The sequence below is a fragment of the Enterobacter sp. 148H3 genome (assembly GCF_034107425.1).
In the GTDB taxonomy this organism is placed as follows: domain Bacteria; phylum Pseudomonadota; class Gammaproteobacteria; order Enterobacterales; family Enterobacteriaceae; genus Enterobacter; species Enterobacter vonholyi.
In genome coordinates this window covers 160,017-174,969 of record NZ_JAWNEI010000007.1, presented here as the reverse complement: position 1 = coordinate 174,969, position 14,953 = coordinate 160,017, and the positions used below count along the sequence as shown (strand labels likewise).

Annotated in this window: 16 protein-coding genes and 1 other RNA gene; 3 read left to right on the top strand and 14 right to left on the bottom strand. The window is 55.2% G+C overall.

Annotated features, from left to right (window positions below):
- Positions 1-59 precede the first annotated feature (59 nt).
- Positions 60-1,130, bottom strand: a complete 1,071-nt coding sequence (locus tag USH94_RS12525; protein ID WP_111963401.1) for a LacI family DNA-binding transcriptional regulator — start codon at positions 1,128-1,130, stop codon at positions 60-62.
- A gap of 78 nt (positions 1,131-1,208) precedes the next feature.
- Positions 1,209-1,820, bottom strand: coding sequence for a YczE/YyaS/YitT family protein (locus USH94_RS12520; RefSeq protein ID WP_111963402.1), 612 nt, complete (start codon positions 1,818-1,820; stop codon positions 1,209-1,211).
- An 86-nt stretch (positions 1,821-1,906) separates the two neighbouring features.
- Here USH94_RS12520 and USH94_RS12515 point away from each other — a divergent pair, with 86 nt between their 5' ends.
- Positions 1,907-3,328: a PLP-dependent aminotransferase family protein gene (locus tag USH94_RS12515; protein WP_111963403.1), complete on the top strand. Its 1,422-nt coding sequence runs from the start codon at positions 1,907-1,909 to the stop codon at positions 3,326-3,328.
- Positions 3,329-3,409: 81 nt separating this feature from the next.
- Here the strand turns inward: USH94_RS12515 and USH94_RS12510 are convergent, their stop codons facing one another.
- The 6 genes from USH94_RS12510 to ffs all read right to left on the bottom strand — a co-directional run bounded on the left by USH94_RS12510 (position 3,410) and on the right by ffs (position 6,735).
- Positions 3,410-3,625, bottom strand: a complete 216-nt coding sequence (locus USH94_RS12510; protein WP_023310588.1) for a hypothetical protein — start codon at positions 3,623-3,625, stop codon at positions 3,410-3,412.
- Positions 3,622-3,873, bottom strand: a complete 252-nt coding sequence (locus tag USH94_RS12505; RefSeq protein WP_032638522.1) for a hypothetical protein — start codon at positions 3,871-3,873, stop codon at positions 3,622-3,624. The genes USH94_RS12510 and USH94_RS12505 overlap by 4 nt, the downstream gene beginning before the upstream one ends.
- A gap of 452 nt (positions 3,874-4,325) precedes the next feature.
- A complete protein-coding gene (locus USH94_RS12500) occupies positions 4,326-4,715 on the bottom strand; it encodes a hypothetical protein (RefSeq protein WP_258525015.1) in 390 nt (129 codons plus the stop codon).
- A 106-nt stretch (positions 4,716-4,821) separates the two neighbouring features.
- Positions 4,822-5,430 (bottom strand): hypothetical protein, encoded by a 609-nt coding sequence (locus tag USH94_RS12495; RefSeq protein ID WP_111963404.1) that lies wholly within the window; start codon positions 5,428-5,430, stop codon positions 4,822-4,824.
- Entirely contained in the window at positions 5,427-6,476 is a 1,050-nt protein-coding gene (locus USH94_RS12490) for an N-acetylmuramidase family protein (protein WP_258525016.1), read from the bottom strand. Before USH94_RS12490 ends, USH94_RS12495 begins: the two co-directional genes overlap by 4 nt.
- A 162-nt stretch (positions 6,477-6,638) precedes the next feature.
- Positions 6,639-6,735: signal recognition particle sRNA small type (gene ffs / locus USH94_RS12485), an RNA gene on the bottom strand.
- A gap of 118 nt (positions 6,736-6,853) precedes the next feature.
- Here ffs and USH94_RS12480 point away from each other — a divergent pair.
- Positions 6,854-7,219 (top strand): MGMT family protein, encoded by a 366-nt coding sequence (locus USH94_RS12480; protein ID WP_249575790.1) that lies wholly within the window; start codon positions 6,854-6,856, stop codon positions 7,217-7,219.
- Positions 7,220-7,252: 33 nt separating this feature from the next.
- On the opposite strand, the gene USH94_RS12475 is transcribed toward USH94_RS12480, so the two are convergent.
- Positions 7,253-7,780: a YbaY family lipoprotein gene (locus tag USH94_RS12475; protein ID WP_024906833.1), complete on the bottom strand. Its 528-nt coding sequence runs from the start codon at positions 7,778-7,780 to the stop codon at positions 7,253-7,255.
- Between the two features lie 200 nt (positions 7,781-7,980).
- On the opposite strand from USH94_RS12475, the gene tesB reads away from it, so the two are divergent.
- Positions 7,981-8,841 (top strand): acyl-CoA thioesterase II, encoded by an 861-nt coding sequence (tesB, locus tag USH94_RS12470; RefSeq protein ID WP_111963407.1) that lies wholly within the window; start codon positions 7,981-7,983, stop codon positions 8,839-8,841.
- A gap of 96 nt (positions 8,842-8,937) precedes the next feature.
- On the opposite strand, the gene amtB is transcribed toward tesB, so the two are convergent.
- The 5 genes from amtB to USH94_RS12445 form a co-directional block, all read right to left on the bottom strand.
- Positions 8,938-10,227 (bottom strand): ammonium transporter AmtB, encoded by a 1,290-nt coding sequence (gene amtB, locus USH94_RS12465; RefSeq protein WP_008503303.1) that lies wholly within the window; start codon positions 10,225-10,227, stop codon positions 8,938-8,940.
- A gap of 35 nt (positions 10,228-10,262) precedes the next feature.
- Positions 10,263-10,601, bottom strand: a complete 339-nt coding sequence (glnK, locus tag USH94_RS12460; protein WP_008503304.1) for a P-II family nitrogen regulator — start codon at positions 10,599-10,601, stop codon at positions 10,263-10,265.
- A gap of 220 nt (positions 10,602-10,821) precedes the next feature.
- Entirely contained in the window at positions 10,822-12,603 is a 1,782-nt protein-coding gene (locus tag USH94_RS12455; protein WP_111963408.1) for a SmdB family multidrug efflux ABC transporter permease/ATP-binding protein, read from the bottom strand.
- The gene (locus tag USH94_RS12450; RefSeq protein WP_111963409.1) at positions 12,596-14,368 is read right to left on the bottom strand and encodes a SmdA family multidrug ABC transporter permease/ATP-binding protein; all 1,773 of its coding nucleotides are present in this window, start codon (positions 14,366-14,368) and stop codon (positions 12,596-12,598) included. Before USH94_RS12450 ends, USH94_RS12455 begins: the two co-directional genes overlap by 8 nt.
- Before the next feature lie 30 nt (positions 14,369-14,398).
- Positions 14,399-14,857: an Lrp/AsnC family transcriptional regulator gene (locus USH94_RS12445; RefSeq protein ID WP_023310581.1), complete on the bottom strand. Its 459-nt coding sequence runs from the start codon at positions 14,855-14,857 to the stop codon at positions 14,399-14,401.
- Between the last annotated feature and the right edge of the window lie 96 nt (positions 14,858-14,953).

Below are 14,953 nucleotides of genomic sequence, written 5' to 3'. Positions count from 1 at the left end.
CTGGCACCCGGCGATGGTAAAGCGCCCATTCGCAGGGTAGCGAGTCAGATCACAAAGTTTTATTTGCGGGCAATCTGCTCGGCAAGGAGTGCCAGGCTTCTCAGCTGCTCTGCCAGATCCTCGCGTTCAGCCTGCTTCGGGTTGCGGCGTGCGCTTGAATGACGGGTAACCAGCGTCACCGGCAGTTGAACCTGCCAGCACGCCTCCTCCCCGGTGGGGGCCAGCAGCCATTCCACGCTGCGTTCACCCGCATCGCGAAACGCCTGACGAATGGTCGTCAGCGGCGGGGAAAACCAGGCGCTGTCGGCCGTATCGTCAAACCCGACCACCGACATCTGGCCAGGAATAGCGATCCCTTTTTCCGCGCAGGCGCGCATTACCCCGAGCGCCATCTGATCGTTAGCCACCAGAATGGCATCCGGTAATATCGTCCCCGACAGAAGGACATGCCCTTTCTCATAGCCGCTGGCGGCGCTCCAGTCACCGTAAGCCACCTCAACGGCTTCATGCCCCGCGCGGGCCAGAGCGGCTTTCCACCCCGCCAGACGCGCCCGAGCAGAGACCGAGCTTTCCGGCCCGCTCAGCAGAGCAATATGTCGATGCCCCAGCGAAAGCAGATGCTCAACGCCCAGACGCGCCCCCTGCTCCGCGTTAAACACGAGGCTGTTTACCCGCGCTGAAGGTGCCACATCGAGGAACAGCACTGGGACGGGCGACGCCAGTGCCCTGAGTTCTTCAGCGTCACGATCGTCAAGCGGAACATTCACCAGCAGCGCGTCCACCCGCTGCGCCAGCAGCGCCTGAAGCGCGACCTGACAGTGCTGCGGCTGTTCCACCATGGAGATAAGAACGCTCGCCCCCTGTTCCGCCGCGCGGGATTTTACCGCCGACACAATTTGCGAGGGCGCATGCAGGGCCAGATCGGTGGTGATAAGTCCCAGCGTGCGGGTGCGTTTACCCGCCAGCTGCTGTGCCCGCAGGTTAGGCACGTAGTGCAGCTCCGCCATCGCCTGCTGCACCTTTTCCCGCGTGCGGGCAGAAACATGCTCCGCGTCGTTAATGACGCGGGAAACGGTCTGATAAGAAACCCCCGCAAGGAGGGCGACATCGTAGAGAGTGATAGCTTTCATGCATTGTGGCATCGCGTGAGTCGGGGCCCATTATTGTGGCACAGCGACGCCGTTAAAACATGTGAGCGCTTCGCAAAATTAAACAACCCGCTCCGGCTGGGGTATTTCCGCAATGCGCGGCTTCTGGCGGAACCAGGGCAGACAGAGCTGGATAAGCGGGCCAATGGTCAGGGCATAAAGTACGGTTCCCACGCCAAAGGTGCCGCCAAGCACGCACCCAATCAGCAGGACGGACACTTCAATTGAGGTGCGCACGCTACGAATGGACCACCCCAGCCGGGCGTGAATGCCGGTCATCAGACCGTCGCGCGGGCCTGGCCCGAAACCGGCCCCGATGTACATGCTGGTCGCAATCGCGTTCATCACGATGCCCGACACCAGGAAAGCGATTCGAACGGGTAACGATTCCAGTTCCGGGATAAGCGCCATGCTGGCGTCCGCCGCCAGACCGATACAAATCACGTTACTGATCGTGCCAAGCCCCGGCATCTGGCGCAGCGGGATCCACAGCAGCAGCACCGCAGCGCCGGTCACAATAATCACCGTTCCGATAGTCATTCCCAGCTGTAACCCCACCCCAAGGTGAAATACATCCCAGGGGTCGACGCCCAAATCGGAACGAATAAACATCGCAGTGGACAGGCCATACAGTCCTAAACCGACATAGAGTTGTAGCAGACGACGTACCATTTTTATCTTCTCCAGTGAACCAGGCTTTCATCCTGACCTAAAATGGCACTATGATTAATGTCCAGTTTTCAAATAGTGGACTGCATATGTCATCACGCCGCTTCGGAAGTCAGTCTCTGGTACGCCTTTTAGGCCACTGGCAACAAGCCTCATCCCGAACCCCGCTCTGGCGACAGCTGGCCGACGCGCTGCGTTTATTAATCCTTGATGGACGGCTGGCACTGAATACGCGGCTGCCGGGCGAGCGTGAGCTGGCCGCGGCGCTGGACGTGAGCCGTACCACCGTCAGCAGCGCGCTCGCCCACCTGCGTGAAGAGGGATATCTTGAAAGCCGCCACGGCAGCGGGTCACGCGTGATCCTCCCGGATACGCGCGCCGTTCCCACTCTTTCCGCGGCGAGCGCCGCACTGGATCTCTCCACTGCCGCCCTCAATGCCGGGCCGGAGATCCATCAGGCGTATACCCATGCGCTCACGGCCATTACCCCGCATCTCTCGCTGACGGGCTACGATCAGCTAGGGTTGCCGACGCTGCGGGAAGCCATCGCTGCACGCTATACCGCGCGTGGTCTGCCCACCCGCGCAGACGAAGTGATGGTGGTCAATGGCGCCGTCAGCGGCTTTGCGCTGGTACTGCGGATGATGGCCGGGCCGGGGGACCGCGTCGTGGTCGATCATCCCACCTATCCGCTGGCGATTGCCGCCATTCAGGGCGCGCAGTGTCGGCCAGTCGGGGTGTCTCTGCCGGAAACCGGTTGGGATACGGATGGCTTTGCCGCAACGCTTGCCCAGACGGCGCCTCGTCTGGCCTATCTGATGCCAGATTTTCATAATCCGACCGGGCGCTGTATGGATATTGCCACCCGTCAGGCCATCACGGATATTGCAGCCCAAACCCGCACGGCGCTGGTGGTGGATGAAACGATGGTGGATCTCTGGTTTGATGCGCCTCCCCCACCACCGCTGGCCTCCTTCAACCCGCAGGCCACCGTCATCACTTTAGGCTCTGCCGGCAAAAGCTTCTGGGGAGGGCTTCGTCTAGGTTGGATCCGCGCCTCATCGCGCACCATCGCCACGCTTGCTCAGGCGCGGGATACGCTGGATTTAGGCTCGCCGCTGCTGGAACAGCTGGCAATGCAGTGGCTCATTAACAGCAGCGAGACGTTTCTGCCCGCACGCCGGAAAATGCTAGCGGAACGGCGCGATCGATGCGGTGACCTGCTGCGAGAACATTTCCCGGAGTGGAAATTCCACGAGGCGGAAGGCGGGCTCTCCTACTGGATAGAGCTACCGGGCATGCTGGCGACACAGCTTGCCGCACGGGCAGAAATAATCGGGATTAACCTTGGAACCGGGACGCGATTTGGTTTATCGGGGGCGTTTGACCGCTATTTACGTATGCCCTTCTCGCTGGAATCGACAGAGCTTGAGCAGGCGTTACTGAGGATCAAACCGTTATGGCTCGCCCTGAATAAAAACGTGCCATCGTTAAAACGCAGCGTAATTTAATATTAAAAAATTTGAAGCAGATCATAAAATAAAAACTGCTGACTGTAATATATGCAGTCAGCAGTTTTCACTGGTCAGTGTTTAATGCTGAGGAGGAATAGGAAAGCCTTTTAGTGAAATAACGAAATTATCACCGTCTTTCTTTATTTTTGCACCGGTATCACACCAGTCAGACGCAATACGAAAGAACTCATCGCTTCCAACATTCCAGCCAAGACGTACATGCTTCACGTAGCCTGAACGCAACAGATCGCAGGCCTCGTTGTAGTCACTGGCAGTTGACAGTTGTTGTTTCATTTTCTCTTCTTCAGAAGTTTACGTAGAGCCTTGATTTCTTTAGGAGTAAAAGGAGAAACACTCTCTTCTTCCGTATGCTGATTATCAATATCCTCTTCCGATACTCCCGCCTCTTCTACTGCTTCGAATGCCAGCAGCAGCAGTTTCTCTGTTGTCACGCTTAAATTCTCGTTATTGAGTTCCGCATAGTGGCGAAGCCTTTCTTTTAGCGCGTCATCAATCTTAACGTTTAATACCGCTGTAGCCATGTTTGTCACTTCCCTTCGGAATAAGTACTTTATTTAATACACGAAGTTAACAATGTTATCCAGATATAAATTTTTTCGAGTTTTGGAAGAAAATAGACGTCCAATTATAAAATGACAGTCTATTATTACAGGTTTATGACAATAATATTTCAGTGCGATGAAATATATATTACACGATATAGTCATAATATTATTGTGGGATAGCAGTCAAAAGTGAGAGGTGAAAGCAGGAAGATTTTATGAGGGCGGAAATGGGTAGGGGCCCTGCCAGCTAAGCTTTTTCTAATAAAACCTATGTATTTCAATGCACTAAAAAGCGGTGGAGCAATGATTTTGTATCACCAAAAGTATACACTGGCAAGCCGTTTTCTCATGCGACAGACACAAAAAAACCGGGGCTGACCCGGCTTTGTATGGCTTTTTACCAAACTCCATCTAAGCTACATTTTCCACTACCATGTAGGATCGCCCAACCTCTTCAATAGTGGTTGGAGGTTCGTATTGCTGCCTTTGACTGTAAATAGGTCTTCTGGCTGTTCATCTTTTACGGCTTTTTTAACATAACCATAATACGGACGACTAACCGCAGTCCTTAAAGATACCTCCGCACAAGAAGATAAAGCGACCACATTTTCCCCTGTGTACTTGAACACTGGCGGCTCGTAGTTTTTGATCACACTCCGGCAAGAGTTCATAAATTGTGTGAACGCTTCAATTTTACCTGCCAGGGCCATACGACGGGCATGTTCGATCTCATCTACCGTGAGATCGGGAGCGGAATATCTGTCGCACAAATGGGTGGGCCCCTGACGGCTAGCTATAACTCTCATTTTCAGTGTCATAGGGTGCGGTCATGCGGGGAAAATAGCGTTACGGATTAGCTTAATGAGATTGCCGATGCGAAAGCATCGCCCGGCAATATTGAATTCAGGGGGAGAAATAAATCGATCAGGATGCAGGAGGCGTTAACGGCTGAACGTCATTGCTATTCACCCAGCCGTGCGTCGTTTTTCCGCTACGGGCGACAAACTCTACCTCTGCCCAGCCAGCCTGGGTTTGTATTACCCCTACTACGTCTCCTTTAACGATCCAGGCTTTACGCCGGGTCGCGGCATCAGGCGTGGAGCTCAGATAAGCCCGCGGGCTGCTTACCTTCATCAGCGTTTGCCACTGTGTCTGCCGCGTCCTCTCCAGCTCCAGACCTGTCGCAATTTCAGGCATCAGCACATTCATACACCCAGCATGGTTTTGCCCATCAGGAATGGCTAATGTGACACCCGCGGTATTCGCGGCAATATGGCCCGCGAGCACAGATGAAGACCATGAAGTGATGGTGTCTGGCTGTTGCGCTGAAACATGGCCTGTCAGAAAGAAAGTGCAGGTACGTTTTACGCTGTCTTCAGCCGATTCAGAGTAATACCCGGTGATATTGCCCGTCGGTGAGACGGCGAGTAACAAACCTTCATATACGCCAGACTGTAGCGTCGTGGCATACGAAGAAAACGCCGCCATTAAGACTGAAAAACCGCAAACTATGCGCATCATTTTAATTTTCATCTCCGCCCCTTCTCCAGGCTTTCATACGTTCTGCGAATTTTAACGTCATAATCACCGAAATCGCTTCCGTTATAGTTGAATGCCATATTATAAAAGTCCTTATTTACCATTGCCGACAGTAGTGAGCTGTTCTTATTGCACAAATGTAAAAAAGCATTTAATTGCTTACAGGCATTAGACTTCATATCTTTTAAAAATGTGCCGAGATCTTTATAACCGCACGATTCGTAATTAAACCCCATAATCTGGAACATCCCCCATGAACACGATTTTATCGCAGCTTCGGCATCAAGTGCGTAGGCCTTCGCCAGGGTATTCCATGCAGAAAGCTGGTCGATATTGTTTTTTTGCCATTCCGGACCCGCTTTCTTTACATATTTATAAGACAAAAAAGGGTGGGTTTGATCGTATTTCCTTTTGGTGTATTTACGGAAAATATGCCCTTCATACGCAATAATCGGTAGATTTAAAGCATTAAACCCAGATCGTCCGCCCGACTCCACAATAGAAAAAGCTTTGATGATATTCAGTTCTACCCGACGATTAAGATTTTCCCAGGCTTCAGTAAAGTCCTGTTCCGTCAGCGATACAGCCCCATCAATTCCAGGCGCTATCAGCTTGCTTCGCTCAAGGGTTTCATCTGCTACGTTGTAGCGCTCTTTTCTCAGATAATCGTTAACCAGCTGACGGACGCTATTTTCATTGGCAGAAGGTTGCCTAAAAAATGAAGACGTGAAAGACGATTGTTGAGACGCAAGGGGATATTTCATCGCAGCAGCAACTAATCCACGGAAAGTCTTCCCTTCTGGCTCAATAACCCCATCGGGATGCTGGAAACGCAAATGAATGGACTGAAACTGGCTGATGGTTCTGATCAATGTCGGGGAAATAATCCCATCTTCTGGGATGTCATACTGGATGATAGGCTTAATGAGATTAAACAGGTATTGCACGATAATCACGTCGCGCTGAAAGTTTCCTGCTTTGCCTGGCGTTCCTACGGCACTTTTCAATAAAGGTGACAAACGTCTGAGAGAATTATCCATTTCTGAGTACTCATAAATGAAAAAATATACGGTTAGTGGGAAACCGCATCTCGTGATCGACAGCATCAAGCTGCTCACATCCAGCAGGCATTGATACGCCACTTGCGCCACACCAGGTAAACACTGAAAACAGGAGTTATTGGGAGCACAAATGGGTGGGGGCCCTGCCAGCTACATCCCGGCACACACGTCGTCTGCCCTGGCTGCTTCCTTCCGGACCTGACCTGGTGAACAGAGTAGCGTTGCGGGAGAACCAACAGAGCCCCCATTGAGAGCGTTGATAACCAACGCGCTGGCGCATTATCCCTGTGCTAAAGCCCAATTGCAAGCGACCAGCAACCGGATGCTGGTTTCTTGCGCAAACAGGCGCAGCAATCATGAAGATCTTCATTTACCATAGCGTTCCAGAAACTACCCCCACAGGTGAAGGTATGGACGAACACGACTCCTTTCCACAGCGCGTATGGCAAATCGTGGCCTCAATCCCCGAAGGCTATGTCACTACCTATGGTGATGTTGCGCGCCTGGCCGGTTCCCCGCGCGCGGCGCGACAGGTTGGAGGCGTGCTGAAACGGCTACCGGAAGGCAGTACGTTGCCCTGGCATCGGGTGGTGAATCGTCATGGCACCATTTCGCTCACCGGGCCGGATCTTCAGCGTCAGCGTCAGGCGTTACTTTCAGAGGGTGTCCAGGTGACAGGGTCGGGTCAGATCGATTTGCAGAAGTTTCGCTGGATATATTGACCCCTCTCCCGGAGGAGAGGGGAAATGCAGAAATTACATCTGAGTCGGTGGGGTTGGCAGAGACGGCTGATTGGTCTGCGGTGCGACCGGTACTTCGGTCTGCTGCACCGGCACCAGGTTCAGGTCGATTTTTGTCCCACCGTTGTTGATTGCTTCCTGAACCGTATCGGTGATAAAGACCAGCTTACCGTTGATGGTTACCGCTGCACTCAGCAGAATACGGGCGTTAGGCTGCACGTCCGACGGGTTATACGGCAACACGAAGCTAAATGGCGCCTGCTTACCTTCTGTACGGACCGCACGCTGGGCCACGACTTTAGACGGCGCGTCGGCCAGGGAAGCATCAGACAGCGTTACCGTTAGTACCGCGTCCGGTGGCAGAGCTACTCTCTGCTTGATCCAGATTGTACCGGAAACGTTAGGCTGCTGAATGGACTGCTGTGAAAGGGTATTAATCCCGTTCGGATCTGCAGCTGGAACCGGCACCTGGGCGCTCTTACCGGCACAGGCGGACAACGCCACCGCAATAGCTACACCACTAAGCATGGGCACGAGTTTCATTGAAGTCTCCTTATCAATGCACCAGCGGGATCGATCCCATCCGATGTCGTTTCAATCACATATCGTATTCAAGTGTGGCACAGATCACCGATTTATGCCTGAAAACGTGCCGATATTCAGATTATTCTACCCATCGGACCACTTTCATTTCTGCGTTATACTCTGCCTATCTTTCGCTGCGGCGTTTATTGAGGACAACTATGAGTCAGGCACTGAACAATCTGCTGACATTACTAAATCTGGAAAAAATTGAGGAAGGACTCTTTCGCGGACAGAGCGAAGATCTCGGCTTACGCCAGGTATTCGGGGGGCAAGTCGTCGGACAGGCACTGTACGCAGCAAAGGAGACTGTCCCGGCAGACCGTCTGGTGCATTCATTCCACAGCTACTTCTTACGCCCTGGCGATAGCGCAAAACCGATTGTGTATGACGTTGAAGTTCTGCGAGACGGCAACAGCTTCAGCGCGCGCCGCGTAGCGGCCATTCAGAGCGGCAAGCCGATCTTTTACATGACGGCCTCTTTCCAGGCGCCGGAGCCGGGCTACGAGCATCAGAAAGTGATGCCCCCGGCTCCGTCACCTGACTCTTTAAAATCAGAGACGGATATTGCTCGCGCGCTGGCGCATCTGCTTCCCCCTCAGGTCAAAGAGAAGTTTCTCTGCGATAAGCCGCTGGAGATCCGCCCGGTTGAGTTCCACAACCCGATGAAAGGCCATACCGCCGAGCCGAAACGCCAGGTTTGGATCCGTGCCAACGGGACCGTGCCGGAAGATTTCCGCGTCCATCAGTATCTGCTGGGCTATGCGTCTGACTTCAACTTCCTGCCGGTGGCGCTGCAGCCGCACGGCGTTGGTTTCCTGGAAAAAGGGATGCAGGTCGCGACGATCGATCACTCCATGTGGTTCCACCGTCCGTTCAACATGAATGAGTGGCTGCTTTACAGCGTGGAGAGCACGTCAGCGTCGAGCGCGCGCGGATTTGTGCGTGGAGAATTTTATACTCAGGACGGCGTGCTGGTCGCTTCGACGGTGCAGGAAGGGGTGATGCGTAATCACGGGTGATTGTGTGCGGCCTGATGCCCTCACCCTGCCCCTCTCCCACCGGGAGAGGGAATACACATTAAAAACGGCAACCAGAGGTTGCCGTTTTGCTGTTTATCAGGCGTTATACGCATTCTCGCCGTGGCTGTTAACGTCCAGGCCTTCGCGCTCCTGCTCTTCCGGTACGCGCAGACCCACCGTCATATCCGCCAGCTTATAGCCAATGAAGGCCACAACAGCAGACCAGACAACGGTGATAGCAATACTTTCCAGCTGCACCAGCACCTGATGAACCATGGTGACACCTTCCGCGTAACCCACGCCACCGAGCGATTTCGCCGCGAAGATACCGGTCATGATACAACCGACTATGCCGCACACGCCGTGCACGCCAAATACATCGCATGGGTCGTCGACGCGCAGCACACGTTTCAGTGCGGTCACGCCCCACAGACCCGCCAGACCCGACACCAGGCCGACCAGCAGCGCACCGCCGACACCGACATAACCACACGCAGGGGTGATACCAACCAGACCGGCAATCGCACCTGAACAGGCACCCAGCAGAGAAGGTTTACCGCGCACCGCCCACTCGCCAAACACCCAGGAGAGAATCGCACCCGCCGTGGCAACAACGGTGTTCACGAAGGCCAACGCGGCGATTTCGTTGGCCGCACTCGCAGAGCCGGCGTTGAAGCCAAACCAGCCAAAGTAGAGGATCGCAGTACCGGTAAACACCATCGGCAGGTTGTGCGGTTTAAACGCTTCTTTACCGAAGCCCACGCGTTTGCCAATCAGGTAGGCCCCCACCAGACCCGCTACCGCGGCGTTGATGTGTACAACGGTACCGCCCGCGAAGTCCAGCGCACCGTGCGTTGCCAGCAGACCGCCACCCCAGACCATGTGCGCAATCGGCACATAGGAGAGCGTCAGCCAGACCACCACGAAGATCAGAACGGCAGAGAAACGAATACGCTCCGCCAGTGCGCCCACAATCAGCCCGACGGTAATACAGGCGAAGGAGCCCTGGAACGCCACGTGAATATACTGATAGAAGCTGCCCATCAGCGCGGTCAGCTCAATATTTTTCAGCATCACCCAGTCGAAGTTACCAAAGAACGCGTTGCCCGTACCGAACGCCAGCGAGTAACCGTAAACCACCCACAGCACGCAGACCAGCGCAAACGTCACGGCAACCTGCGTCAGCATGGAGAGAACGTTTTTGCCACGGATCAGGCCGCCGTAGAACAGCGCAATGCCCGGAATGGACATGAAAAGCACCAGCGCGGTGCTGATCATCATAAAGGCGTTATCGGCTTTATCAGCCACCGCAGGAGCAGCAGCCAGCGCCAGGCCCGGCAGCAGCGCCAGCGAACCCAGACCCGTTTTAAGTGTTGCTATCTTCATTTTCTCGATCCCTATCACTGTGTGCCAGGCGTTATTTACAATGCCGCTTCGTCAGATTCGCCGGTACGGATGCGAATGACGCGCTGCAGTTCGGCAACGAAAATTTTGCCGTCGCCAATTTTGCCGGTGTAGGCCGCTTTGCTAATGACATCAATGACTTCATCAAGCTGATCGTCAGCAATCGCGACATCAATTTTTACTTTTGGCAGAAAGTTAACGCTGTATTCCGCCCCGCGATAAAGCTCGGCATGACCCTTCTGACGACCAAAGCCTTTCACTTCGGTGACAGTCAGTCCCTGAATACCCATTGAAGACAACGCTTCACGCACGTCTTCGAGTTTGAATGGTTTGATTACAACCGTAACCAGCTTCATAGATCCCCTCCAGTCAGAATTCGGTAATGGCCGTAGCTTACGCAGAAGGTATTGCAAGGGATGTGCCAGAAATGCAAACGGGGGGGAACGGCGGCGCACAGAGCATTACACGGCCTTGATAAACGAACTGGTGAAAAAAAACGCACCATGCCGGTGCATGGTGCGTTTCAGTTTTGCACCAACAGGAATGACTGTTAGTGCGCCGCCTCATTTTGGTGCATCAGGCGCTAAGCGACTCTTCATCGCGCACGCTGGCCGCCAGCTCTTCGCCCGCCAGCTGCAGCTGGTACATCTGCCAGTAGCGCCCTTTTGCTTCCAGCAGTTCACGGTGGGTACCACGTTCAACGGCCTGTCCGCGATGTAGCACCAGAATGGTATCGGCATCGACGATGGTGGAAAGACGGTGGGCAATCACCACCAGCGTCGTATGGTCGCGTACGGCGGAGAGTGCCTGCTGGATGGCCTGCTCGGTGCCGGAGTCAATACTGGCAGTGGCTTCATCCAGAATCAGGATCTGCGGCGTTTCAATCAGCACCCGCGCCAGCGCCAGGAGCTGCTTTTGCCCGACAGAGAGATTATTCCCCTGCTCGCCCAGCCTGGTATTTATCCCATCGCTAAACCCGCGCGCAAGCTCTGCCAGCTGCACTTTTTCCAGCACGTCCCAGACCTGTTCCTGAGTGTAGTCTCGTCCCAGAGTCACGTTGGCGTAGAAGGTATCGGCCAGCACGACCGGATCCTGTTGCACCATCGCGACGCCTTTACGCAACACAGTGTGGCTGAGAGACGCGAGCGGGCGCCCGTCGAGGCGGATTTCGCCGCGCGTGACCGGGTAATAGCCCATCAACAGGCTGGCAAGTGTGCTCTTACCGCTGCCGGTATGCCCCACCAGCGCCACGAAACCGCGCGACGGAACGTCAAGCGTGATGTCCTGCAGCACCAGCCGATCTTCGCGATAGGCAAACGAGACGTTATCAAAGGCGATAGTCCCGCTTTGCAGAGGTTGCTCGTCATTGCCGTAGGCCTGACGCGGCCTGTCCATCAGCTCAAACACGCGCTCACCGGCGACCACCGCCTGCTGCAGCATCGATTGCTGCGTGGTGAGCTCGATCAACGGCTCGTTAAGGCGTCCCAGATAGCTAATAAAGGCGTACAGCACGCCCACTTCAATCGTACCGTTTGAGCTCAGCCCAAAGAGCATCAGCAGCCCGCAAAGCACCAGCGCCGAGAAAAGGCTCAGCAGCGGACGCAGCAGGAAACCATCAAGCCGCAGCGTCTGCATACGCGCCATATAGTGCGAACGGCTGGCTTCTCCCATGCGTTCGCCAAAGCGGGCCTGCTGGCGGAACTGCTGGATGACGCTCATACCGTTAATCACTTCGTTGAAGCCATCGTTGATGTCGGCCAGATAGGCGCGAACACGGCGCACAATCGGCGTGCTGTAACGCTGGTAAATCACCATGACGATCAATACCGCCGGGAAGATGGTGATCGCCACCAGCGCCATGCGCCAGTCAAGGCTGAACATCGCAACCAGCATCGCGCCAATCAGCGCCGCGCTGCGCAATACGGTCGCGACCACGGTGACGTACAGATCGCGGATCACCTCGGTATCGTTGGTCACGCGCGAAATTACCTGCCCAACCGGCTGGATATCAAACTCGCTGAGCGGCTGGCGAAGCGCCGCGTCCATCACATCCGTACGCAGTTGCTGAACAACGCCCACGGCAGCACGGTTAAACAGCAGCGACTGAGCATAGTGCAGCCCTGCCGCCGCCAGCTGAAGGCCAACGTAGGCCACGCCTAACCCCGCCACCAGCCCCAGGGGCAGATAGCTTTTGGCGACCATATTGTCGATGAAGTAGCTAATGAGCAAAGGACCGCTCACTTCAGCAATCGCCGCAATCCAGAGTAAAAGCACGGCAACGGAGAGCGGTTTACGCCACGGCGAGCCGTAGGCCAGCAGACGTTTGAGCGTCGGCCACATCGTTCCGAGCTTACGCATTGGCGGCCTCCTCATCTTCTTCCGGCGCATCGTCCAGCGCCGCCTCAAGCTGTTGATAGCGGTACATATCGCGATACCAGCCCGGCTGCTCGGCAAGCGTTTCATGCTGCCCGCGCTGGGCAATGTGCCCGTGCTGCAAGACCAGAATTTCGCTGGCTTCGGTTAGCGCAGACAAACGGTGGGCGCTGATAATGACCGTGCGTCCGTCGCCCCACTGGCGCAGGTTATGCAGAATTTGATGCTCGGTACGGCCGTCCACGGCGGAAAGTGCATCATCCAGAATCAGGATTTCAGCATTCAGCAGCAGCGCGCGGGCAATGGAGATACGCTGTTTTTGCCCGCCGGACAGCATGACGCCGCGTTCCCCGACTTCCGTCTCGTACCCCTGCGGCAGACGCAAAATATCATCATGAACGCTGGCCAGACGCGCCACGTGTTCAATCTCTTCCTGCGTCGCCCCAGGGCGGCCAAGGGCGATGTTGTTCGCCACGGTGTCCGAAAATAAAAACGGCGTCTGGCTGACAACCGCCAGGCGACCACGCCACTCGTCCAGCAGCAGATTCGTCAGGGGGATATCATGGAAACAAATATCGCCCTCGGTGACGTCAAAGTGGCGCTGGAGCAGAGAGAGCACGGTACTTTTACCGGATCCCGTCGGGCCGCAGATGCCCAGCATCTGGCCCGGCTGAAGCGTAAAGCTGACGTTCTCCAGCACCGGATGCTCCGTTTGTGGATAGGCAAACTTGCGGACGTCGACATGCATGACGCCGCGTCCTTCCGGTACGACTTCGCTGCCGTCATTGACCACCGGCGCTTCGGCCAGCATGGCGCGAATACGGCTGTAGGCGGCGCTGCCGCGCTCCACGATGTTAAACATCCAGGCCAGCGCCAGCATCGGCCAGATCATGAGACCCAGATACATCGCAAAGCTGGTCAATTGCCCCAGGGTAAGCGTGCCCTGCACTACCATCCAGCTTCCGCCGCCAATGGCCAACATATTTGCCATGCCGATTGCGATGTAAATCGTCGGATCGAAACGGGCGTCGATACGCGCGACGCGCATGTTTTTCGCCCCCGTGTCCGCGGCATCGGCGGCAAACAGCGCAGACTGCCGGTCTTCCAGACCAAACGCTTTGATCATGCGGATGCTGGTCATGCTCTCCTGGGTGCGATCGTTCAGCGACGAAAACGCCGCCTGCGCCAGCTTAAAACGCTCGTGTAGCTGTTCACCATAGCGATTAATCGCCAGCGCCATGAGCGGCATCGGCAGCAGGGCCAGCAGGGTCAACTGCCAGCTGATCTGCGTAGACATCACGATCAGCACCGCACAGCCCATCACCAGCGAGTCCACCAGCGTCAGCACCCCTTCCCCGGCAGCAAAGACCACGCGATCGACGTCGTTCGTCGCGCGGGCGATGAGATCCCCGGTGCGATGGCGCAGATAAAATTCGGGATGCTGTCGGCTCAGCTGGCAGTAAAAATCTTCACGTAGCTCAACGGCCAGCTGATAGGACGCACCAAACAGCAGCACGCGCCAGACGTAGCGCAGCAGATAAACAATGACCGCCGTCAGCACCAGCGTGCCAACCCACATCAACACCCGTGCGGTGGTGTAATGCTGTTCGGTGACGCCATCCACGACGTAGCCCACCACTTTCGGCGGGATCAGCTGCAGGATGGCAATGATAATAAGCAGGGCGACTGCACCGAGGTAGCGTTGCCACTCCCGACGAAAGTACCAGCTTAATTGGGCAAATAATCGCACGCGGTTTGTTCCTGAAGGTATTTTACGAAGTTATTCAATAGGTAATGCTGTGGTGTATTTAATCTGTTCCATGGCGAAGCTTGAGGTGACGTCCGACAAACCCGGCACGCTGTTCACCAGCCGCTTGTAGAAATCATCATAGCGCTTCATGTCGGCCACCTGGACGCGCATCAGGTAATCATACTCTCCGGCCATGCGCCAGAAACCAAGCACCTCGGGCATCTCAGACACCTGAGTGACGAAGCGGCAATACCACTCGCTGCTGTGATGCTGGGTTTTTATCAGCACAAATGCCGTCAACCCAAGCCCCAGCTTTTCGGGATCTAACAACGCGACGCGCCCCAGAAGAATGCCGTCATCTTCCAGCTTCTTAAGACGCTTCCAGCACGGGGTGGTGGTCAGATTAACGGCATCTGCCAGCGCCTGCAAAGAGAGGGTACAGTCATTTTGCAGCAATGAAAGGAGCTTGCGGTCAATTTTATCTAGCATACCCACCTCTCAGAGAAAATTTTTCTCCCTTCATTCTATTTTAAAGGCCAGATAGCAACAATTTTTTCTGTGCTTTTCGCTATGCTAGGCACAAAA